The 22,042-nt window shown below is 56.3% G+C and carries 18 protein-coding genes; 6 read left to right on the top strand and 12 right to left on the bottom strand.

The genetic code is table 11. From position 1 onward, the window contains the following. Positions 1-55 precede the first annotated feature (55 nt). Together trmB and cysE are read left to right on the top strand one after the other, a co-directional pair. Positions 56-760: a tRNA (guanine(46)-N(7))-methyltransferase TrmB gene (gene trmB, locus NCG89_RS13210; RefSeq protein ID WP_251087020.1), complete on the top strand. Its 705-nt coding sequence runs from the start codon at positions 56-58 to the stop codon at positions 758-760. A gap of 80 nt (positions 761-840) precedes the next feature. Next, positions 841-1,650, top strand: coding sequence for a serine O-acetyltransferase (gene cysE / locus NCG89_RS13205; RefSeq protein ID WP_251087019.1), 810 nt, complete (start codon positions 841-843; stop codon positions 1,648-1,650). Between the two features lie 72 nt (positions 1,651-1,722). On the opposite strand, the gene NCG89_RS13200 is transcribed toward cysE, so the two are convergent. Beyond that, a complete protein-coding gene (locus NCG89_RS13200) occupies positions 1,723-2,517 on the bottom strand; it encodes a M48 family metallopeptidase (protein ID WP_251087018.1) in 795 nt (264 codons plus the stop codon). Positions 2,518-2,679: 162 nt separating this feature from the next. Between NCG89_RS13200 and NCG89_RS13195 the strand changes: the two genes are divergently transcribed. Together NCG89_RS13195 and NCG89_RS13190 are read left to right on the top strand one after the other, a co-directional pair. Continuing rightward, the gene (locus NCG89_RS13195) at positions 2,680-3,288 is read left to right on the top strand and encodes a DNA-3-methyladenine glycosylase I (protein WP_251087017.1); all 609 of its coding nucleotides are present in this window, start codon (positions 2,680-2,682) and stop codon (positions 3,286-3,288) included. 101 nt (positions 3,289-3,389) lie between these two features. Then, positions 3,390-3,935 (top strand): DUF4136 domain-containing protein, encoded by a 546-nt coding sequence (locus NCG89_RS13190; protein WP_251087016.1) that lies wholly within the window; start codon positions 3,390-3,392, stop codon positions 3,933-3,935. Positions 3,936-3,988: 53 nt separating this feature from the next. On the opposite strand, the gene NCG89_RS13185 is transcribed toward NCG89_RS13190, so the two are convergent. Next, a complete protein-coding gene (locus NCG89_RS13185) occupies positions 3,989-4,552 on the bottom strand; it encodes a DUF1415 domain-containing protein (protein WP_251087015.1) in 564 nt (187 codons plus the stop codon). 290 nt (positions 4,553-4,842) lie between these two features. Here NCG89_RS13185 and NCG89_RS13180 point away from each other — a divergent pair, with 290 nt between their 5' ends. Next, positions 4,843-5,397, top strand: a complete 555-nt coding sequence (locus NCG89_RS13180) for an NAD/FAD-utilizing enzyme (RefSeq protein WP_251087014.1) — start codon at positions 4,843-4,845, stop codon at positions 5,395-5,397. 82 nt (positions 5,398-5,479) lie between these two features. On the opposite strand, the gene hemE is transcribed toward NCG89_RS13180, so the two are convergent. From hemE to NCG89_RS13130, 10 genes are all read right to left on the bottom strand, one after another. Then, a complete protein-coding gene (hemE, locus tag NCG89_RS13175) occupies positions 5,480-6,547 on the bottom strand; it encodes a uroporphyrinogen decarboxylase (RefSeq protein ID WP_251087013.1) in 1,068 nt (355 codons plus the stop codon). Positions 6,548-6,667: 120 nt separating this feature from the next. After that, positions 6,668-8,086, bottom strand: coding sequence for an FAD-dependent oxidoreductase (locus NCG89_RS13170; RefSeq protein WP_251087012.1), 1,419 nt, complete (start codon positions 8,084-8,086; stop codon positions 6,668-6,670). 25 nt (positions 8,087-8,111) lie between these two features. Next, on the bottom strand, positions 8,112-12,560 hold the full coding sequence (gene gltB, locus NCG89_RS13165; protein ID WP_251087011.1) for a glutamate synthase large subunit: 4,449 nt from the start codon (positions 12,558-12,560) through the stop codon (positions 8,112-8,114). Positions 12,561-12,726: 166 nt separating this feature from the next. Then, positions 12,727-13,812 carry a 3-dehydroquinate synthase gene (gene aroB / locus NCG89_RS13160; RefSeq protein ID WP_251087010.1) on the bottom strand — a complete coding sequence of 362 codons (1,086 nt, stop codon included), beginning with the start codon at positions 13,810-13,812 and terminating at the stop codon, positions 12,727-12,729. A 67-nt stretch (positions 13,813-13,879) separates the two neighbouring features. After that, positions 13,880-14,380, bottom strand: a complete 501-nt coding sequence (aroK, locus tag NCG89_RS13155) for a shikimate kinase AroK (protein WP_251087009.1) — start codon at positions 14,378-14,380, stop codon at positions 13,880-13,882. A gap of 43 nt (positions 14,381-14,423) precedes the next feature. Continuing rightward, complete coding sequence (locus NCG89_RS13150; protein ID WP_251087008.1) at positions 14,424-16,610, bottom strand: type IV pilus secretin PilQ; 2,187 nt, start codon at positions 16,608-16,610, stop codon at positions 14,424-14,426. Positions 16,611-16,624: 14 nt separating this feature from the next. Next, positions 16,625-17,146 carry a pilus assembly protein PilP gene (locus NCG89_RS13145; RefSeq protein ID WP_251087007.1) on the bottom strand — a complete coding sequence of 174 codons (522 nt, stop codon included), beginning with the start codon at positions 17,144-17,146 and terminating at the stop codon, positions 16,625-16,627. Further along, complete coding sequence (locus tag NCG89_RS13140) at positions 17,143-17,760, bottom strand: type IV pilus inner membrane component PilO (RefSeq protein WP_251087006.1); 618 nt, start codon at positions 17,758-17,760, stop codon at positions 17,143-17,145. The genes NCG89_RS13145 and NCG89_RS13140 overlap by 4 nt, the downstream gene beginning before the upstream one ends. A gap of 11 nt (positions 17,761-17,771) precedes the next feature. Beyond that, entirely contained in the window at positions 17,772-18,347 is a 576-nt protein-coding gene (locus tag NCG89_RS13135; RefSeq protein WP_251087005.1) for a PilN domain-containing protein, read from the bottom strand. Further along, on the bottom strand, positions 18,347-19,414 hold the full coding sequence (locus NCG89_RS13130) for a pilus assembly protein PilM (protein ID WP_251087004.1): 1,068 nt from the start codon (positions 19,412-19,414) through the stop codon (positions 18,347-18,349). Before NCG89_RS13130 ends, NCG89_RS13135 begins: the two co-directional genes overlap by 1 nt. A 171-nt stretch (positions 19,415-19,585) precedes the next feature. Between NCG89_RS13130 and NCG89_RS13125 the strand changes: the two genes are divergently transcribed. Next, the gene (locus NCG89_RS13125; RefSeq protein ID WP_251087003.1) at positions 19,586-22,036 is read left to right on the top strand and encodes a penicillin-binding protein 1A; all 2,451 of its coding nucleotides are present in this window, start codon (positions 19,586-19,588) and stop codon (positions 22,034-22,036) included. Positions 22,037-22,042: the final 6 nt, after the last annotated feature.

Genomic DNA, 22,042 nt, shown 5'->3' with positions numbered 1-22,042 from the left:
GCTTTTGTGCGATACTCCCCGGCCACAAAAGCGTCACCCTCTGGCCCGCGACCGTATGAAAAAGACCAACAACGCCTTATCGCCACGCATCATCACCAGCAGCCAGGTCCGCCCCCACGACAAGCTCGCGGCCACCGTCGCCCGGCACCTGGCCCACCCCTTTCGCAAGCCCTTTGCCAGCCACAACGTCGATGCCTTTCACCAAACCGAGCACTGGCTGGCCCGGCAACCGGCAACGCAGTCAATTATCTTTGACTCCTTTTGTGGCGTTGGCGAGAGCACTTACACACTGGCAGAACGCTATCCGGATTCGCTGGTCATCGGCATCGACAAATCAGCCCACCGACTGGGAAAGCATTTGCAAAACCACGCCATCGCCGGCGAGCACCGTGACAATTACCTGCTGGTTAGGGCTGATGTTGACGATTTTTGGCGACTCGCAGCGCAAGCGGGTTGGCAATTGGCCAAACATTACCTGCTCTATCCAAACCCCTGGCCAAAACCCGGCCAGTTGAAGTATCGGGTGCAGGGTTCTGCCGTGTTTCCCGCCCTCCTGCAACTGGGCGGGGAAATAGAGCTGCGCAGCAACTGGCCGGTTTATGTGGAAGAGTTTGCGCTTGCCTTGAACCTGGCCGGCCAACCCGGCGAGGTCAGTCAGTTTCAGCCTGATCCGCCCATCACTCCCTTTGAGCGAAAGTATTCGGTGGCGGGCCAAACGCTGTGGCGCTGCCGCTGCTCGGTCTGGGCAGAGAATATCTGATCAGATCCCACCCGGATTTATTCTGCTGGGCGTTGGGAGGTATACTGACTCACTGATTCGCTCAACAGTCCTGATTTGCTATGACGACACACGCTATCGCCGCCGCCAATACCGACCCTGTCTGGGAGCGCATTCGCAAGGAAACGGCCTGCGAGGTCAAGCGCGAACCGGTACTGGCCAGTTTTCTTCACGCCACCATTCTCAATCACAGTGGCCTGGAAACAGCACTGAGTTTTCACCTCGCCCACGCACTCGACAGCCCTGCCGCGTCGGCACTGCTGGTCAGAGAGGTGATCGAAGAGGCCTTTGCGAGTGACCCGACTATCGGCGCCGCCATGCGGGCCGATATCTGCGCCGTTCAGGAGCGTGATTCAGCCTGCAATAGCCTGTCGGTGCCCTTCCTGTATTTCAAAGGCTTCCACGCCCTGCAGAGTTACCGCGTGGCCCACTGGCTGTGGCAACAGCAGCGCACCTCCCTCGCCCTGTACTTTCAGAACCGCATCTCATGCGAGTTTGGGGTGGACATTCATCCGGCCGCCCGGGTCGGCAGCGGCATCTTGATGGACCACGCTACCGGCGTGGTGATCGGTGAGACGGCGGTGGTGGGCAACAACGTATCGCTGATGCAATCGGTCACCCTGGGTGGCACCGGCAAAGAAGATGGCGACCGCCATCCCAAGGTTGCCGATGGTGTGCTGATTGGCGCGGGAGCCAAAATTCTCGGCAATATCCAAATCGGTGAAGGCGCCCATGTGGGTGCCGGCAGCGTGGTATTAAAGGACGTGCCACCCCACACTATGGTCAGCGGTGTGCCGGCTAAGGTGGTTGGGCGCCCCGACTGCGACAATCCCGCGTTGTCGATGAACCACCTCGCCTGCTGCGACACCTAACTGGCAGCGCCCTGAGTGCCACATCGCCAGTGAGGGCTTACGCCCCCACTAACGAAGAGAGGCTAACAGCCGCTATTTGCAGTTAGGTTTACGTCCCTGCGCGACCGCCTGCTGATACAGCTTGTTCGCTTTTGGCATTCCCTTTTTCAAATCGCTAATCCGGGTTTCATGGGAGGGGTGAGTAGACAGGAACTCCGGGGGCTGCCCCGCATTGGCGGCGCTCATATTCTGCCAAAGGGCAATACTGGCCTCGGGGTTGAAGCCCGCCTGCGCCATCAGGTCGAGGCCGACCACATCAGCCTCGGATTCCTGGGCGCGACCGTAGGGCAGTACCACACCGTACTGGGTTCCCAGCCCCATCAAGCCCATCACGGTGTCTTTGCCGGCGCCTTCCCCTAGCATCACACCCACCAACTGGGTGGTTGTGCCGGCAACGCTTTGCAGAGACAGGCGCTCCGCGCTGTGCTGGGCCAACACGTGGCCTACTTCATGGCCAAGCACGGTGCCCAGTTGGTCCTGTGTTTTTGCGACCTTGAGAATCCCGGTGTGTACGCCGATCTTTTTGCCTGGCAAAGCAAAGGCGTTGGCGCTGTCTTCCTTGAACACCACCACTTCCCAGCTACCTCGCCACTCTGATGGCAAAATGGCGGTCACGGCATCGGCCACGCAGCTCACATAGCGGTTCACACTGGAATCGGTGCTGACCGTCATTTTCTGCTTCATCTCGTCAAAGGCGGTTGTCCCCATCTGAGACATTTCGGCATTGCTGAACAAGAGTACCTGGCGGCGTCCGGTCGGAGACTCAACGCAGGCTATCATCAGCCCTGCTAGCGCGGCGACCAGAGCAGAAATCTTCAGAATTTTCATAACACTCCCTGCTAGACTAACGTGGAATGGCCGCATTATGGCACAGCCGCTATGACCTTGTAGTGGCAATGTAGAGGCAATGCCACCCGCAAGTCCCGATCAATATTGTGACAACGTGAACCGCTCCCCGAAACGAAAGCAAACGCTACAAGGAACCGAAAAATGGAAGAACGCTGTGACTGGTGCGGCAACGACCCACTCTACCAGCAGTATCACGACCAGGAATGGGGCGTTCCCCAAGTTGACGATCGTGTCCAGTTTGAGTTTCTCATTCTGGAATCGGCTCAGGCCGGGCTGAGCTGGATTACGGTGCTGAAGAAACGCGATGGCTACCGGAAGGCCTTTGCTAATTTCGACCCCCGCAAAGTTGCCCGATTTGACGAAGATAAAGTCGAAGAACTGATGCAAAATCCGGGCATCGTCCGTAATCGTAAAAAAATTGAAAGCGCCATCGGCAACGCCAAACTCTTTCTGGAGCTGCAACGGGAATTCGGCAGTTTCTCGCGCTATTTGTGGTCTTTTTATGATTTCAAACCCAAGCAAAACAACTGGGCATCGCTAAAGGAGGTGCCGGCTACCTCGGCAGAATCAGACGCCATCAGCAAAGATATGAAAAAACGCGGTTTTCGATTTTTTGGCTCCACTATTTGCTATGCCCACTTACAGGCCACTGGCCTGGTAAACGACCATATCAAGGGCTGTCACCGCCACCAGGCCTGTGCCTCGATGGCAGACGAGATAGGGGCCCATTGGCGCAGCCAAGGCCGCTGACAGGAGCCTCACCGAAAACACTGGCTTTATTACCATGACGCGGAAATCCTGCTCGCGGTAGGATGTCCAAGTACCCGCATCACCGACAACGGACATTGATTATGAAAAAGCGCCTCTCCGTCTTTCTTTGCAGCCTGTTTTTGGCTGCCTGCAGCACCACCGATGTGGTGACCGACTTTAACCCCAGAGCCAACTTTGCCAGCTACCAGCAATACATTTGGGCCGAGAACAGCGGCGGCGACAAACTGGTGTCTCCCTTTGCCATTGACGCAGTGAAGGCCGCTTTCAAGGATCAGCTAGTGGCCGGGCTGTACAAGGAAGCCGAGTCGCTGCAAAAGGCCGACTTCATCGCCCGCTACTACGTGGCTGAAGCGGCAGATACCATCGACCGCAGCCCCCGACTCGGTATCGGGTTAGGCAGTTTCACCGGCAACTTCGGCATGAGCACGTCAGTGGGCGTTCCCCTGGGCAAAGATACCGTGGTGAAGAACATTATGATCCTGATCGACCTGATCAACCCGGCCGACAAAAAGCTCACCTGGCGGGGATCGCTGGTAGTCGAACTGGACCCTAAAGATCCAAAAGCCAACCAGGCTGCAATCAATAATGCCGTGGCGGAAATTTGGGCCCAATTCCCACCGAAATAGTGCTATTGCCGGACAGAACACGCCGGCCTCATGACTTAGTGAGGACCAAGCCCTTACTTCCCAGTGCCCCTTTCTGGAAACAGGGCCGCGAACTTTGCGGGCGGCATCGCCCGCAAGTAAGCAATATTGCGAAGGGGAATGGCATCCGGGTCGTCAACGCCTCGCAGGGCCTGCTCCACACTGAGCTCTCTGAGCAAATGGTAAATGGGAAACGGACTGCGGTTGGTGTAATTCGCCGGGTCATCTTCCGGCTCACCGTCAAAACAGTATCCGGGGTGAAAGCTGGCCAGCTGCACCTCGCCTTCGGCCCCGCTTAACCGGATCGCGGTCTCCAGCATCGCCAGACTATCGTTGTAATCGAAAAAGTCCGGATACAGGTTTGGCACTACCAACAAAATTGTCTCCAACTGCTCTGCCGGCGTGTCGAGAATTCGGCCAAGCGCAGTCATGAAATCGGTGACAAGGGTGTCATCGTCTGTCGCATCACTCACGCAAATATCCACTCGTCCTTGTCGCCGAGGCAGCGAAGCAAAGGGGCACAGATTCTCACCGATCACCACCTCATCGAGCCACCGCGCGACCATACCGGCTTCTTTTTCTGCCTGATAAAACGCCATCTTTTTTGCCTGTATGAACAGCACACCGCTAGCGGCAAAACACTATCTTCCCGCCTGCTTATGCAATTTTGAAATTAGCGAAATGATGACATAGACGAAAATAAAATAGCCAGAACCAGTGATGACGAAAGCACGTAGCAAACAATGCGTTACACTGAAATTAGCTTCACTTGGCGCCGCGGCAACATCTTCCGCATTGCGACATTTGGTTGCAAAGATATCACTTCCGTGCGGCTCTGCCAGGCGACCAGCAAGCATGAGTGCAGACCACAAATAAAGGGGAGTCACACATGAAACGCTTCTATTTTATTACTGATGATCTAGATCGACTCGCGAATGTTCACCAAGATCTGCAGTCGAACGGCTTAACTGAGCCGCAAATTCATGTGCTCAGTCAGGATGATTCTGGTGTGAAACGGCGAAAGCTCAACGACGTGGAAGCAGTGCTCCGAAAAGATGTTGTGCAGTCCATGGAGCGCGGCGCACTGATCGGCCTTGGCGCTAGTATCCTGACACTGGCGGTAAGCTACTACAGCGGTGCAACCGCCGCTGTTGGCTGGACACCCTTTGTTTTCCTTGCCATTGTATTACTTGGCTTTATTACCTGGGAGGGCGGCTTGCTCGGCATCCAGGAACCCCACCACGATTTCAAGCGCTTCAATCAGGCCCTTGCCAGCGGCCGTCATTTGCTCATCATCGATATTGACGGACGTCAGCAAAACATCCTGGAACGGATCACCGCCCACTACCCGGAACTCGAATTTTCCGGAACCGGCTCAGCGGCACCAAACTGGTTTATCAGCATGCGCAACAAGTGGCGTAATTTTGTTGAAGTCATGCCATAAGGTGCATGACGAACATAACCCTCAATAAGAAGGCCGCATATGCGGCCTTCTTATTGAGGGACTTGCTTTCAGGCTGTCTACTTCAGTTGCGGTGATAAGGAACTGAGAGTTCTTTGACACAATTCAAAAAAGCCGCCGCATGCTCTGGATCGACCTCTGGCGTAATACCATGTCCCAGGTTGAAGACATGCCCCGTGCCCGCACCGTAGCTTGCCAAAATGGTCGCCACTTCCTGCTCAATCCGCGCTGGCGAGGCCCGCAACATCGCTGGGTCCATATTGCCCTGCAGGGCCACGTGGTCACCAACCCGTTGCCGAGCAGCCCCAATATCCGTGGTCCAATCCAACCCCAAGGCATCTGCGCCGGATTCCGCCATCCGCTCCAACCATTGACCACCATTTTTGGTGAACAAAATCACCGGCACCCGACGGCCTTCATTCTCTCTTATCAGACCGTCAACGATCTGCTTCATGTATCGAAGGCTGAATTCCTGATAGGCATTGTGGCTAAGTGCGCCACCCCAGGTATCAAAAATTTGCACTGCCTGGGCACCGGCGCGAATCTGGTCATTCAAGTAAGCCGTTACACTTTGTGCCAGTTTGTCGAGCAGACCATGCATAAGGTCGGGCTGGTCAAATGCCAGAGCCTTACTCCGAGCGTGATCTTTCGAACCGCCGCCCTCGACCATATAGGTGGCCAAGGTCCAGGGACTGCCAGAGAAGCCAATCAAGGGCACGCTACCATTCAATTCCCGACGAATGGTGCGCACCGCATCGCAGACATAAGTGAGGTGTTTCTCGCCATCAACAATGGGTAGCGCGTCCACATCCGCTTGGGTGCGCACGGTCTTTTTAAAGCGAGGCCCTTCGCCGGTTTCAAAATACAAACCGAGACCCATCGCATCAGGAATGGTGAGAATATCGGAAAACAGAATGGCCGCATCGAGGGGGTAGCGCGCCAGCGGCTGCATGGTCACCTCGCAGGACAGCTCCGGGTTCATGCACAACGACAGAAAGTCGCCAGCCTTGGCACGGGTGGCCCGATACTCTGGCAGATAACGCCCTGCCTGGCGCATCATCCATACCGGCGTGTATTCAACAGGTTGGCGCTGCAGCGCGCGAAGAAAGGTGTCGTTTTTTAATTCGGTCATAGTGCGCTCGACGCAGGCCGGAAGACGGGAGACGCAACGATCAGCGCGGGGCTGACACTGTATGCCTTATCCTTCGCGGCCCCTGCGTTTCCCGTCTCCCATTTAAGGTATTGCCAATTATTAGACTTTGAGGAAATCCAGAATGCCTTCAGCGGCCTGGCGACCTTCCCATACCGCGGTCACCACGAGGTCGGAGCCGCGCACCATGTCACCGCCAGCGAAGATCTTGGGGTTGCTGGTCTGGAATTTGAACATTTGCTGCTCAGGCGCAGTAATGCCGCCCCAGCTGTTGATATCCACTCCCGCGCCGCCAATCCATTCGGCCGGATCAGGCTGAAAGCCAAAGGCCACCAAAACCACATCGGCGGGAATAATTTCTTCACTGCCGGGGATGGGCTCGGGGCGGCGACGGCCGTTTTCGTCAGGCTCACCCAACTGGGTGGTCACCACTTTCACGCCCTCTACCCGATCGTTACCCACAATTGCTATCGGCTGGCGATTGAACAAAAACTCAACACCCTCTTCCCGGGCGTTTTTTACTTCCCGGCGAGAGCCCGGCATGTTCTCTTCGTCACGGCGGTAGGCGCAGACCACGCTGTCGGCACCCTGACGAATGGAGGTACGGTTACAGTCCATGGCGGTATCACCACCACCCAGAACCACCACTTTCTGGCCGCGCACACTGATAAAATCAGCGGCGTTTTCTTCCCAGCCCATATTGCGGTTGACGTTGGATACAAGGAAAGGCAGAGCGTCATAGACACCGGGCAAATCCTCCCCGGGGAAACCGCCTTTCATGTACTTGTAGGTTCCCATGCCCATGAACACCGCATCGTATTCGGCGAGCAGGTCATCGATGCTGATGTCGGTACCGACGTTGACGTTGAGACGAAACTCAACACCCATCTCTTCCAGCACGCCGCGACGACGCTGAATCACCGACTTCTCCAGTTTGAACTCGGGAATACCAAAGGTCAGCAGGCCACCGATTTCCGGGTAGCGATCAAATACCACTGGTTTGACACCGGCACGCACCAACACGTCGGCACAACCGATGCCGGCAGGGCCAGCACCAATCACAGCCACTTTCTTGTCGGTCCAAACCCGCTTGGACATATCCGGCCGCCAGCCCATCGCCAGCGCAGTGTCAGTGATATATTTCTCGGTAGAACCGATAGTCACAGCACCAAACCCGTCGTTCAGCGTACACGCGCCCTCGCACAATCGGTCCTGTGGACACACTCGGCCACATACCTCGGGCAAACTGTTGGTTTGATGGCTAAGCTCCGCTGCCTCAAACAGGTTGCCTTCACTGACCAGCTTCAACCAGTTGGGGATGTAGTTATGAACCGGGCACTTCCACTCGCAGTAGGGGTTGCCACAAGCCAGGCAGCGGTGGGCCTGATGCTTGACCTCTTCTTCCTTGTAGGGCTCATAAATTTCAACAAATTCGGTCCGGCGCTCGCCGATGTCCTTCTTGCTGGGATCAATGCGACCCACATCAAGAAATTGAAAACTGTTGTTTAGTCGTTCAGCCATTTCGTCACCTCTTCACTACGTGGCGTTATTCAGGACGCTTTCTGGTGGAATCCAGCAGCCGGCTCAGACTCGCGGCCTTCGGCTTGATCATCCAGAATTTGCCAATGTAGTCATCGAAATTGTCGAGCAGGTGCTGGCCCCACTGGGAGCCCGTTTCAGCGACAAACTCGCTTATATTGCCGCGCAAATGGGCCCGGTAGGCTTCCATTGACTCGGAGTTGATTCGGCAGATTTCAACCAGCTCGCTGTTGTAACGGTCTACGAAACGATTGGCCTCGTCGAGCACGTAGGCAAAGCCGCCAGTCATCCCCGCGCCAAAGTTCACCCCGGTGGGGCCAAGCACAGTGATATTGCCGCCAGTCATATACTCACAGCAGTGGTCGCCAGCCCCCTCAATCACGGCGTGGGCGCCGGAATTACGCACGCCGAAACGCTCCCCGGCGGTTCCCGCTGCGAACAGGCGTCCGCCAGTGGCGCCGTAAAGACAGGTATTACCAATGATGGAGGTTTCCTGGCTTTTAAAAGCGCTGCCCCGGGGCGGGAAGATAACCAGCTTGCCACCAGCCATGCCTTTACCGACGTAATCGTTGGCATCCCCTTCGAGATACATGTGCAGGCCGCCGGCATTCCAGACACCAAAGCTCTGCCCCGCCGTTCCGGTCAGGCGCAGGGTGATCGGTGCTGTTTCCATATCCAGGTTGCCATAGAGCTTGGCAATTTCACCAGAGATCCGCGCACCGATAGAACGGTCACAGTTGGTCACCTTAAACTCGAACTCACCGCCGGTTTTGCCTTTAATGGCGGGCATTACGGCATCAATGATCGCTTCGGCCTTAACACCTTTATCGAAGGGCTCATTGAGCTTGACCTGACAAAACTCGGGTTGGCCATTGGCCGCCGGGTCTTTAAACAGAATCGGAGACAGGTCCAGCAGCGCGTGCTTGTCAGTTTCACCTTCAGCTTGTTTGAGCAGATCGGTGCGACCGATCAGCTCTTCAATGGTGCGCACACCGACACTGGCCATCCACTCGCGGGTTTCCATGGCCATAAAGGTGAAGAAATTCACCACCATATCCACGGTGCCAATAAAATGCTCATCCCGGAGGCGGTCGTCCTGAGTAGCCACGCCGGTAGCACAGTTGTTCAGGTGGCAAATACGCAGGTATTTACAGCCCAGAGCAACCATGGGTGTGGTACCAAAACCGAAACTCTCAGCACCAAGAATCGCCGCTTTCACCACATCCAAACCGGTCTTCAGGCCGCCATCGGTCTGGACCCGCACTTTGCCGCGCAGACCATTGCCGCGCAGGGTTTGCTGAACCTCGGACAGACCAAGCTCCCAGGGCGAGCCGGCGTAGCGAATGGAGGTAATTGGACTAGCTGCGGTGCCGCCGTCGTAACCCGAAATGGTAATCAGATCCGCGTAGGCTTTCGCCACCCCGGCCGCGATGGTACCGACCCCGGGCTCAGACACCAGTTTTACCGAGACCAGTGCATCAGGGTTGACCTGCTTCAGGTCAAAAATCAGCTGGGCCAAATCCTCAATTGAGTAAATATCGTGGTGGGGCGGCGGCGAAATCAAGGTCACACCGGGCACGGAGTAGCGCAGACGCGCGATCAGGGCATTGACCTTACCACCCGGCAACTGACCACCTTCACCGGGTTTGGCGCCCTGGGCGACCTTGATCTGCAACACTTCAGCATTGACCAGATAATGGGGTGTCACACCAAAGCGGCCGGAGGCGATCTGCTTGATCTTAGACACGCGTTCGGTGCCAAAGCGAGCGGGATCTTCACCACCTTCACCGGAGTTAGACCGCGCGCCGAGACGGTTCATTGCCGCAGCCAAAGCCTCATGCGCCTCGGGGCTCAAGGCCCCCAGAGACATCCCCGCCGAGTCAAAGCGGCTCAGAATGCTTTCAATCGGCTCCACTTCCTCCAACGGAATGGGGGCAGCGTCTCCTTCGAATTTCAACAGATCACGCAGCGTTGCCACGGGACGTTCATTCACCAGCTTGGCGTATTTTTTCCAGGTGGCGTAGTCACCGCTCTTAACGGCTTGCTGCAAGGTCATCACCACATCGGGGTTAAACGCGTGGTATTCCTTGCCGTGAACATATTTCAGCAAACCGCCCTGATCGAGCGACTTACGCGGCAACCAGGCGATGGTTGCCAGGGCTTCCTGGTCCTTCTGCAGCTGCTCGAAGCTGACCCCTGCAATACGGCTGGCAACGCCGGCAAAGCACAGCTCAACAATTTCCTCAGACAGGCCCACCGCCTCAAACAATTGCGCGCCACGATAAGAGGCAATGGTGGAGATGCCCATTTTGGACATAATTTTGAGCAGGCCTTTATTAATGCCTTTGTTGTAGTTGGTATGAACCGTCTGCTCATCACCCAGCAGTTCACCGGAGCTGAGCATGTCACTCAACACCGCGTAAGCCATGTAGGGGTAGACGGCCGTGGCGCCAAAGCCAAACAGACAGGCCATCTGATGGGAGTCCCGGGCACTGCCGGTCTCTACCACCAGGTTGGCGTCGCAACGCAGGCCCTGTTTAATCAGGTGATGGTGCACCGCACCCGTCGCCAACAAGCTATGCACACTGAGCAAGCCAGGCTCAACCCGACGATCACTCAGAATCAAAATCACTTTACCGCTGCGAACCGCGGCCTCAGCATCCGCGGCCACTCGCTCTACCGCAGACTTCAAATTGGTTACCGCAGGGTCATAGCTCAAGTCGATGACCTGCTGCGGGAAGCGATCTGAGTTCAGCAGCTGCAAGCGGCCAAATTTCTCGGGGGAGAACACCGGGCTGGTCAGAATCAGCCGGTCGGCGTGATCGGCGGTCTGCTCAAACACATTCTGTTCAGCGCCAAGCAGGGTTTCCAGGCTCATCACGATCGCTTCCCGGAGCGGGTCGATCGGCGGATTGGTTACCTGGGCAAACTTCTGCCGGAAATAGTCATAGAGTGAACGCTGGTGGCGAGACAGCACCGCCATCGGCGTATCGTCGCCCATGGAGCCAACGGCCTCATTGCCGCTATCGCCCAGGGCAGTCAGCACCTGCTCGCGCTCTTCGAAGCTGACCTGGAAATATTTCTGCATGCTGCGCAGCTGCTCACCCTCGGGCAGTTCGGGGCGACCCACCGTGCTGAGCTGGTCCTGCAAGCGGTGCGCGTGCTCCCGCAACCACTGCTTGTAGGGATGGGCAGATTTCAGACGCTCATCCACATCTTTGGTGTGCAGTACTTCACCGGTTTCCGTGTCGACAACCAGAATTTGCCCAGGACCGATTCGGCCCTTCGCCACCACGTCTTCTGGCAAGTAAGAATAGGTTCCCACCTCAGAGGCCACGGTAATAAAGCCGTTCTTGGTGATCACCCAGCGAGAGGGGCGCAAACCATTGCGGTCGAGCATACACACCGCGTAACGACCATCGGTCAGTACCATCCCGGCGGGGCCATCCCAGGGCTCCATATGCATGGAGTTGTACTCATAAAATGCCTTGAGGTCGGCATCCATATGCTCGATATTTTGCCAAGCTGGCGGTACCAGCATGCGCACGGCCCGGAACAGGTCCATTCCACCCGCGACCAGCAGTTCCAGCATGTTATCCAGGCTGGAGGAGTCAGAACCGGTACGATTTACCAGGGGTGCCAGTTCTTCGACATTGGGCAGCAGTTCACTGGAGAAGCGGCTGGTACGGGCCTCAGCCCAATTGCGGTTACCCTCGATGGTATTGATTTCACCATTGTGGGCCAGCATGCGGAAAGGCTGAGCCAGCGGCCAGCGGGGCATGGTATTGGTGGAAAAACGCTGGTGGAATACGCAGATAGCGGTTTCCAGACGTTCGTCACCCAGGTCTTTGTAAAAGCGTGGCAGGTCCACTGGCATAACCAGGCCTTTATAGGAAATGACATCCGCAGAAAGGCTGCAAATGTAAAAATCCGAGTCGCCCTGCAGAGCAATTTCTGCCTGCCTACGCACCACAAACAGGCGTGTGGTTAATTCTTTTTGGGTCAAGCCATCAACATTGATGAACAACTGCTCGATACGAGGACGCCCAGCAAGCGCAATATCGCCACAGAAACTGTCATCAACGGGAACTTCACGCCAACCAGCAACAGCCAAGCCATTGCTTTTAATCACCTTTTCGAATTCTTCCCGGGCAACGGCCGCTTTGGCGTCGTCCCGACTGAGAAAAATCTGACCGATGCCGTAAATCTCGGAAAGCTCGCCACCAAAGGCCTCTTTCGCCACCGCTCTCAGGAAGCCATCGGGTTTTTTGAGCAACAGGCCACAGCCGTCCCCAGTTTTCCCATCCGCAGCGATCCCGCCACGGTGAGTCATGCAGGTTAGGGACTCGATGGCGGTCTGCAAAAGGGCATGACTCGCATCGCCCTGCATATGGGCAATCAAGCCGAAGCCGCAGTTGTCGCGCACATCCTCAGGTCTGTACAGGCCTGTACTCATAAAACGACTCTCGCAAAATTACTAAGAAAAACAAAAAGATAGTCGAAAAGACATCCCCCAAACCCTTTGATTCGGGGAAAAAAGGAGGGACATTCTACACTTATGCGCCAACGCCGACAAACAGCCGCACATTTCCTCCCGTTCGGGGCGAGAAAAAGACCTCGGCTCAGGCTCTGACACCGGCCTCCAGCAAGCCTTCCTTGATTAGCGCCACTGGCGCCTCGCTGGTCACCACAGCCTCACCCAGCGCCTTGAGCAGTACCAGGCGGATACGGCCATCAATCACTTTCTTGTCCCGCCCCATCAACTGCAAAAACTGATCCACATTCATGTCATCAGGCGGATCCAGCGGCAGCGCTGCTTTGGCCAGGAGACTGCGCGTGCGCTCCAGCAAGACCGGCTCCAGCCAACCGAGCTTCACCGACAGCGCCACTGCCAGCACCATTCCCGCCGCCACTGCCTCGCCGTGAAGCCAGTTGCCGTAACCCTCCGCCGTCTCAATGGCGTGGCCATAGGTATGCCCGAGATTGAGAATGGCACGTCGATCCTGCTCGGTTTCGTCCTCGGCAACCACGAGCGCCTTATCGTGGCAGGAGCGGTAAACCGCCTCCGCCAATACCTCACTGTCTCGGGCCATGAGCTTGTCGATATTGGCCTCAAGCCAGTCGAAAAACTCGGCGTCGCAGATCAACCCGTATTTAATCACTTCTGCCACTCCTGCCGAGTACTCTCGAGGAGGCAGGCTATCGAGCAGGCTCAAGTCCGCCACCACACACTGGGGCTGGTGAAAGGCGCCAATCATATTCTTACCGAGCGGGTGGTTAACCCCGGTTTTGCCACCCACTGACGAGTCCACCATCGACAGCAAGGTGGTAGGCATCTGAATAAAATTCACCCCGCGCTGATAGCAGGCCGCCGCAAAGCCACACATATCGCCAACCACACCGCCGCCGAGGGCAATCAGGGTGGTTTTCCGATTTTGGTTTGCCGCCAACAGCGCATCAAAAACCTGATTGAGGGTGGCCAGGGATTTAAACTGCTCCCCATCGGGGAGAATCACCTCTACGACCGACAGCCCCGACAACTTGGACCGAAGCTGCGCTAAATAAAGCGGTGCAATGGTTTCATTGGTGACAATGCACACCTGACTGCCACGAATGTATTCGCGCCACAGTTCACTGCGCCCGAGCAAATCACGCCCAATAAAAATAGGATAACTGCGCTCGGCTAGCGCAACTTGCAGCTGCTTCATGGGATCATCCAGAAATCGACATCAGGACGCCCGGGGGTAACGTGCCCGGGCTGGGGGAGAGAGTATATCAACTGGAGAGAATGGGGTCTTCTTCCTGCAGGCGCTGACACAATTCCTGAACCACCGACTTGGGGCTGCGCAGATCCGTTAGCACCACGACATCGGCCACCTCCTCATACAGAGGTTCACGCTGGGCCATCAGATTGCGCAGCGTTTGCTCCGGATTTCCCTGCCGGAGCAAGGGCCGTTTGCGATCTCTGGCAGTGCGACGCACCTGCTCCTCGACGGAGGTCTTCAGATAAATTACCGTGCCCTTCGCCAGCATCAACTTGCGGTTCTCTTCTTTGAGCACCGCACCGCCGCCGGTTGAGACCACCACATTGCTCGCATCGGCCAATTCGGCAAGCATCGCTGCCTCGCGCTCCCGGAAGCCAGCCTCGCCTTCCATATCGAAGATCCACGGGATATCAACGCCGCTGCGCTCTTCGATCTCCCGATCCGCGTCCCGGAAGTCCCGATTAAGGGACTCCGCCAGCAACTTACCAATTGTACTTTTTCCAGCGCCCATCGGGCCTACCAGAAATATCGCCCCTCTTATCGCCATCAGCTCATCAATCTACCAGGCTATCGGCGAGAATGCGCGGCGTGATAAAAATCAGCGTCTCCTGCTTCTCACGAGTGACGGAGGTATTTTTGAACAGCCTGCCGAGGAAGGGGATATCGCCGAGCAGCGGGACCTTGGTCTCGGACTCAATGTCTAGCTGGTCGTAAACACCCCCCAGCACAACGGTCTCGCCATTGCTTACCAGAACCCGGGTTTGCAACTCGGTGGTATCAATGGTCGGCACCTGGCCGCCCAGCCCAGTGGCGATGACCAGCTCGCCAACGGTGTCCTGATTAATCACCAGATCCATAATAATGCGGTCGTCTGGGGTAATGATTGGGGTCACATCCAACTTCAGAACCGCCTCTTTGAAGGCGATGGTTGTCTCGCCATTCGCGGAGGACTGCGGATAGGGGATCTCGGTACCAGATTTGATAATGGCAGGTTCCTTGTCACCCGTTACGATCCGAGGCTGGGAGACAATTTCGCCGCGGCCCTTGGATTCCAGGGCTGACAATTCCAGATTCAGCAATACATCGGAGCTGATAAAGCCCAGTGCGAAAGAACCTGCCGCGCCACCAACGCCCAAATCGGTCACCAGACCGGGCGAGGCTTCATAGGTCGGACTCCCAGACGCCAGCGCATCAATGAAGTTGCCGGTGGTTTCCAAATCACTCTCGATATCGCCATTGGCCGAGTAAATTTTGTCGCCATCGCGTTTTACATAAGCACCGCCCCAACGCACACCCAGGGCGCGGTCAAAATCGGAGGATGCCCGCACGATCCTTGCCTCAATCTGCACCTGCCGAACCGGCACATCAACCAGCGCCACCAGACGGCGGAACTCTTCCAGGCGATCGGCCGTTTCCGTGATCAACAGGGAGTTAGTCCGCTTGTCGACAATCACCGTACCCCGGGGAGAAAGAATGCTGCCTGTGGACCCAGCGTCATCATCGTTATCGGGCTTAAACAGTTTGAACAGCTCATCAGCGTCAGCATAGCGTATGCGGATGAACTCGGTTTGCAGGGGGGCCAACTCCTCGACCTGCTTCTGGGCCTCAATCTCTTGACGCTCGCGCTCGGCAATCTCCGCCGCTGGCGCAACCATCAACACATTGCCCACCTGACGTTTGTCGAGCCCCTTGGTTTTCAGCACCAATTCCAGCGCCTGATCCCAGGGCACATTCTGCAAACGCAGTGTGATATTGCCGCGAACCGTGTCGCTGGCCACCAAGTTGAGGTCGGTAAAGTCGGCGATCAGCTGTAGCACCGAACGGACTTCAATATCCTGGAAGTTGAGCGACAGCTTCTCACCAACGTAGGCAAATTCTTTACGCCGCAGCTCCACTTCCTGCTTGGTCAGGGGCTTAACACTCACCACATACTCGGTGTCGGTTTGATAGGCCAAGTAGTCATACTCACCCTGAGCCTCAAGAGAAAGCCTTGCGCCCTTCTCACCCATCCGGGCATCGATCCGTTTGACTGGGGTGGCAAAATCCACCACATCAAAGCGCCGCTGCAAATTTTGCGGCAAGCCGACACCGTTGAAATCGATCTTGATTTTGCTGCCTTCAACAAACACGTTGATGTCGGCTTTGTCATCGGCCAGTTGAATGACCAATCGACCTTCACCCGAATCGCCCCGGCGAAAATCCAGGTCGCGGATCATATTGTCAGTGCCGGCCGGCTGACTGGCCGAGGTAGAGACGATCGGGTTGCTGTAGGTTTCTTTGATATAGCTCTTACCACCGGCACCGCCCACTTCGACCACCAGGGTATTGCCCTCAACCCGGGTCTCATAACTTGCCAGACGAACGAGGTTCAACACCAGACGAGTGCGATCCTGACCTTCCAGCACCACCGCGCTGCTCGCATTATCATAGGCTAGGGGGAATTTTTTCTGTTGCAGCGCACTGCCAGCGCCGGGGAAATCAAGGGCGATACGGGCGGGCTTCTCGATGGTATAGCCCTTCACCTCTGGTGGCGGACCACTGAAGGTGAGCCTCGCCTCAAAACTCCCTGCCTGCAGCGCGTTAAACTGGATATTCTCCAGGTCAGCGGCAAAGGCGTTCAACGCAAGCGCACTCAGTCCCACAGCAGCTAGGATCGACGGCCCAATCCCCAGCCCTGCGTTCGCTTGCGCGCCCCGGCGAAGGCTAAAGAATTGCATCATTTTTCGGGTACTTAAGAACATGTCTGCCACTCGATCTACTTACCGGCTTTTAATTCAAGGGAGCGTGGGCGCTCGACCCATCCATCCCCGCCTGTTGAAACAATTTCCACCACGGAAAGATAGTTTTCGGTCAGCTCTGTTATCCGACCGTAGTTGCGCCCCAAATAATTTCCAACCCGCACCCGGTGAACACCGCCGTCCGGATCTTTGATCAACCCCCACAAGGTACCCGCTAACTTGAGCGTACCCACCATGTGCAAGGAGTCGAAGGAGAACTGTTCAAGAAACTCACGCTCTCGGCTCAAATCTGGCTTCACATTCGCACTGGCTTCAAGGCGGGCAATTTCTTTTACGTCGATGGGTTTACTGAACGGCGCGCGCAGGCCCGAGGCACTATAAGAGAAGGCGCGATAGGCCTTCATCGCCGGAATCGGGTCAATTTTTCCCGTTGGCGCAGCCCGCTTTTCTGCCATAAACGCGTCGAGATCAGAGAACTTGCCAGAGGGGCTACAGGCGGCCACGCCGACAACCATAGCAAGCAATACCAGGCGCTTCATTTGCCGCCCTCCGTATCCTTGTAGCGATAGGTTTTGGCGGTGATCGACATCTCCTGGCCAGTCAAAGCCTTGTCCGAAGTAATATTGAAATCGTGCAGGGTCACAATCCGCGGCAAGCCGGCGATACCGCTAACAAAGGCGGCCAAGTCGTGGTAGGTGCCGCTTACCTTGATCGCGATGGGCAGTTCTATGTAGAACTCCTGCACCCGCTCCGACTGGAGCTGAATGCTGGCGATATCCAGCCCATTGCTCACGGCCTTTTCGGTCATATCCTCAAGCAGCCCCGGAACTTCGGTATCCACCGGCAGCTGACCAAGCAAGACCTCAAACGAGGCCTCCATTTCCTTCATTTGTTTTTTCAGCGGCTCAAGTTTTGCCGCCTTGAAGGCCTTCTTTTCAAACTCCTGCTTTAGCTGGGCTTCTTTGGCCTTGGCTACATCCAGCTCCTTGCGAAGATCAGCGACCACATAGAAGTAACCGCCCACCAGGCATACAATAAAAACCAGCAGCCAAACAAAGGCTCTGACCAGAGTGGGCCAGGCGCCAATATTCTCCAGGCTTATTTCATTGACATCGAAGCCTTTCAGCTCGTCAACCCAATTCTGCCACGCCACGTTGCCGCCCCCTACTTCTTCTTGGCTTTCTCTTCCTGATCAGGCTCTGGCGCACTAATCAGAAAGGAGAGTTTAAAGTTACTTGCCTGGTCCCCAAACGCTGGCGCAGCACTAACCGCGGTGAGATTGGGGTCGGCAAACCAGGGCGACGCATCGAGCTTACGCATTAAACTCGACACCCGGTTATTGGATTCGGCAATGCCTTCGACCTGGATCCGCTTGTCGCGGCGGCTGAGGCTGGTGTAGAAGAGGCCGTCCGGAAGGGTTCGAACCAGTTCATCGAACACGCGCACGATCAGCGGTCGCGTGCCTTGCAAGTCCTGGATGATCGCCATCCGGTCAATCAGTTGCTGGCGGCGTTTTTCCAGATTCTGGATCTCCGCCACCTCTTTGTTCAGTTTGGTGATGTGCTGCTGTATGTAGGCATTGCGATCGTTCTGGCTGCTGATGGCGCCATTGATAATCGACATCATCAACAGCACTAGCAGCACTCCAACAATTGCCACGCCGCCCAGCACCACCAGAAAATGCTGTTTAATCTGCTGCCGGCGTTCTTCACGCCAGGGAAGGAGATTGATTGTTGCCATTAATCGAAGCTCCTCAGGGCCAACCCACACGCGATTAGCATTGCTGGCGCATCATTACTCAGGCTCATTGCATCCACCCCGGATGCCACTGCCATGGATCCGAAGGGGTTGGCCACCACCGTGCTTACACCCAACTCCCGCTCAACCAACTCGGCCAAGCCGTGCATCGCGGCGACTCCGCCGGCGAGCAAAATCATGTCGACGGCGTTGTACTGACTGGAGGAATAAAAGAACTGCAAGGAACGCGACACTTGCTGGATCACCGCTTCTTTGAACGGAGCCAACACTTCACTGTCATAGTCTTCGGAAAGGCCACCCTGTTTTTTGGCCAGTCCCGCTTCTTCTACGGTCATACCGTAACGGCGTTGAATCTCTTCGGTGAGCTGCCGGCCGCCGAACAACTGATCCCGGGTATAGAGCGTTTCGCCGTCGACGATCACACTCAGGGAGGTCATGGAAGCACCGATATCAACGATAGCGACCACGGTATTCTCATCGCAACCCAGCGCCGAGGCCATCAACTCGAAGCTGCGCTCAACGGCAAAGGCTTCCACGTCCACCAGTTTTGGCTCGAGCCCAGCAATTTCCAAGGCCTCGGTCCGCAAGTCCACGTTATCCCGTCGACAAGCGACCAGCAGTACCTCGGCCTGATCGGGATTGTCTTCTGCAAGACCCAAAATTTCGAAATCCAGCGCAACTTCATCGAGGGGATAAGGAATGTACTGATCGGCTTCCAGAGAAATCTGCGCTTCCAGCGCATTCTCATTCATATCCGCGGGCATTCTCAGCACCTTGGTAATGACCGCAGACCCCGGCACCGCTACCGCGGCCCGTTTCACCTTGCTGCGCGAGCGCGCTATCACCGAGCGGAGCACTTCGGCCACCACCTCGACCTCAGCGATGTTCTTTTCCACCACCGCATGGGCGGGAAGCGACATCACCGCATAGCTTTCCACGCGAAACTTTTCGCCACTGCGGCTGAGCTCCAACAGTTTCACCGCGCTGGAGCTGATATCCACGCCAAGGAGATTTTGCGATGATTTACCGCCTAACAGGCCTTTTAGCACATCTTTTTCCTATCTATATCTTAGGCTTAGGGCGCACTTCTATTCTCCAGATTAAATACCAGCGAGTAACAATGCGCAAATAGTAATGAAAAAAATACACCGATATAACGTCGCTTTTCGTTATGCTAGACCCGCTTTACAGGATGGATACACCCGTTTCACAGGATACCTATGTCTCGCAGCCTCTCACTGATCAGCCTCTTTGCCAGTCTGGTGCTCATCGCCGCCGCCGGCGCGGTCATGGTTTTTTCCGCCGCCTTCCTTTACATCAGCCCCAAACTGCCGTCCGTTGAGGCCCTGCGGGATGTTCAACTGCAAACTCCGCTGCGCATATACAGCCGAGATGGCCAACTGATGGGCGAGTTCGGAGAGAAACGCCGATCCCCGGTTAGCTTCCAGGAAATCCCCGACACCTTCATCAAGGCCTTTCTGGCGGCCGAGGACGACCGCTTCTATAGTCACCACGGCGTCGATGTTAGCAGCTTATTGCGCGCCGCATCACAACTAATTACCACGGGTAGCATTCAAACCGGCGGCTCCACCATCACCATGCAGGTGGCAAAAAATTACTTCCTGACCCAGGAGCGCACCTTCACCCGCAAATTCACCGAGATCTTTCTGGCCATCGAAATTGAGCGGGCCCTCAGCAAGGGTGACATCCTCGAGCTCTACCTCAACAAGATATTCCTCGGCAATCACGCCTATGGTATCGAGGCTGCATCACAAGTGTATTACGGAAAACCAATACGCGACCTCAGCGTGGCGCAAATGGCGATGATCGCCGGCCTGCCCAAAGCGCCCTCGGCATATAACCCGGTTGCCAACCCCGAAAGAGCCAAAGTCCGACGCAACTGGATCCTTTCGAGAATGCTCAGCCTCGGTTTTATCACCGACAACGAGTTTAAAGAGGCTATTGCCACTCCCATTTCCGCTACGGCACACGGCACCCCACTTGATGTCGATGCGGCCTACGTTGCCGAAATGGTTCGCCTGGAAATGCTGGATCGCTTTGGCCGCAACGCCTATGAAGACGGCTATTCGGTCATCACCACCGTCGACAGCACACTCCAGCACGTTGCCAACCGCGCCATTATTGATGGCGTCATTGAATATGACCAGCGTCATGGCTACCGAGGACCAGAGAAGAACTGGCCGCTGCCGGCAAGCCTCGACGACGAGGCCAAAGCGTCTTTATCGAAGAAGTTGGTGGACATCGGTGCCGTGGGCGAATGGCACCCTGCCATCGTGACCCAGGTGGAGGAAAAGAGCTTCGCCGCCCTGCTCGCCTCGGGCGAGCAAACCCGAGTCGGCTGGGACCAGGGCCTTAAGGATGTGGCCAAATACATCAGCGAGGACAGAGTCAGCTACACCATCGAAAAAGTGCCAGACATTCTCAAACCTGGCGATGTCATCCGGCTGAGAATGACCGGCAAAGACGATAAGCGTCACTGGCAACTCTCCCAGCTCCCTCAGGTTCAAGCCTCACTGGTGTCACTTGATGCAGATACCGGGGCCATTCTGAGTCTGGTGGGCGGTTACAACTACCAGAAGAGCTCCTTCAACCGGGTAACCCAGGCCGAGCGCCAACCCGGCTCGAACTTCAAGCCCTTCATTTATACTGCGGCCCTGGACAACGGCTTCACACCGGCCAGTATTATTAATGATGCTCCCATTGTGTTTGATGACGCCTCACTTGGCGGCACCTGGCGCCCCAGCAATGACAGCGGCACTTTTAATGGCCCCATGCGCCTGCGTAAGGCACTCTACCTGTCTCGAAATCTGGTCTCGATTCGCCTCCTGCGCGAGCTTGGCATCGACACCGCCATCAACTACGTCGGCCGCTTCGGCTTTGATACCAAAGCCCTGCCCCGAGACCTGTCGCTCGCCCTGGGTAGTCACTCAATGACACCGCTAAAAGTGGTGACGGGTTACGCGGTCTTCGCCAATGGCGGCTACAAAGTGTCGCCCTATGTTATCGACAAAATCATTGACCGGGATGGCAACGTTATCTTTCGCGCGAATCCCGAAGTGGTATGCCGAAACTGCGACGAAGAGAGTGAAGAACTCGCTGCCATCAACGAAGACTTTTCCCTCGATGAAATTCTCGCTCAGGATACAGCAGTTGTCGCCACACCCGCGCCAAAAGTGCTCAGCGACGAAGTGGTGTTTCTGATCGATAGCATTCTGCAGGATGTCGTGAAGCGCGGCACCGGCCGCAAGGCGCTGGTCCTTAACCGCGGCGATGCGGCAGGCAAAACCGGGACAACTAACGGTCCCACCGACGCCTGGTTTTCCGGCTATAGTGGCGGCGTTGTCACCTCCACCTGGGCGGGTTTCGACCAAAACCAGAAGCTTGGGCGGCGGGAATACGGCGGCTCGGTCGCCCTGCCTATCTGGATCGATTTTATGCGTGAAGCGCTGAAAGACCGGCCGGAGCGCCACTTCAAACAACCCGATTCGATCGTCTCGGTGCGCATTGATCCGGATACCGGCACCCTGGCACGCCCCGGACAGTCCAACGCCATTTTCGAGTATTTCCGCACAGAGAACGCGCCGCGGGAGACCGACTACAGCACTCCCGGTAGTTTTAACGGCGGCAACGAGCCCATCGAGCTGTTTTAAACCGCG

Source organism: Spongiibacter taiwanensis (assembly GCF_023702635.1).
In the GTDB taxonomy this organism is placed as follows: Bacteria; Pseudomonadota; Gammaproteobacteria; order Pseudomonadales; family Spongiibacteraceae; genus Spongiibacter; species Spongiibacter taiwanensis.
Note: the sequence above shows the minus strand (reverse complement) of the source record. Positions and strands in the feature narration are given on the sequence as shown.

What these genes read in the sequence shown, in the direction of transcription:
- trmB (WP_251087020.1), top strand. Translation starts at nt 56, where the DNA reads ATGAAAAAGACCAACAACGCCTTATCGCCACGCATCATCACCAGCAGC.
- NCG89_RS13190 (WP_251087016.1), top strand. Translation starts at nt 3,390, where the DNA reads ATGAAAAAGCGCCTCTCCGTCTTTCTTTGCAGCCTGTTTTTGGCTGCC.
- NCG89_RS13125 (WP_251087003.1), top strand. Translation starts at nt 19,586, where the DNA reads ATGTCTCGCAGCCTCTCACTGATCAGCCTCTTTGCCAGTCTGGTGCTC.
- NCG89_RS13170 (WP_251087012.1), bottom strand. Translation starts at nt 8,086, where the DNA reads ATGGCTGAACGACTAAACAACAGTTTTCAATTTCTTGATGTGGGTCGC.
- aroB (WP_251087010.1), bottom strand. Translation starts at nt 13,812, where the DNA reads ATGAAGCAGCTGCAAGTTGCGCTAGCCGAGCGCAGTTATCCTATTTTT.
- NCG89_RS13200 (WP_251087018.1), bottom strand. Translation starts at nt 2,517, where the DNA reads ATGAAAATTCTGAAGATTTCTGCTCTGGTCGCCGCGCTAGCAGGGCTG.
- NCG89_RS13185 (WP_251087015.1), bottom strand. Translation starts at nt 4,552, where the DNA reads ATGGCGTTTTATCAGGCAGAAAAAGAAGCCGGTATGGTCGCGCGGTGG.
- aroK (WP_251087009.1), bottom strand. Translation starts at nt 14,380, where the DNA reads ATGGGCGCTGGAAAAAGTACAATTGGTAAGTTGCTGGCGGAGTCCCTT.
- cysE (WP_251087019.1), top strand. Translation starts at nt 841, where the DNA reads ATGACGACACACGCTATCGCCGCCGCCAATACCGACCCTGTCTGGGAG.
- NCG89_RS13150 (WP_251087008.1), bottom strand. Translation starts at nt 16,610, where the DNA reads ATGTTCTTAAGTACCCGAAAAATGATGCAATTCTTTAGCCTTCGCCGG.
- NCG89_RS13195 (WP_251087017.1), top strand. Translation starts at nt 2,680, where the DNA reads ATGGAAGAACGCTGTGACTGGTGCGGCAACGACCCACTCTACCAGCAG.
- hemE (WP_251087013.1), bottom strand. Translation starts at nt 6,547, where the DNA reads ATGACCGAATTAAAAAACGACACCTTTCTTCGCGCGCTGCAGCGCCAA.
- gltB (WP_251087011.1), bottom strand. Translation starts at nt 12,560, where the DNA reads ATGAGTACAGGCCTGTACAGACCTGAGGATGTGCGCGACAACTGCGGC.
- NCG89_RS13135 (WP_251087005.1), bottom strand. Translation starts at nt 18,347, where the DNA reads ATGGCAACAATCAATCTCCTTCCCTGGCGTGAAGAACGCCGGCAGCAG.
- NCG89_RS13180 (WP_251087014.1), top strand. Translation starts at nt 4,843, where the DNA reads ATGAAACGCTTCTATTTTATTACTGATGATCTAGATCGACTCGCGAAT.
- NCG89_RS13145 (WP_251087007.1), bottom strand. Translation starts at nt 17,146, where the DNA reads ATGAAGCGCCTGGTATTGCTTGCTATGGTTGTCGGCGTGGCCGCCTGT.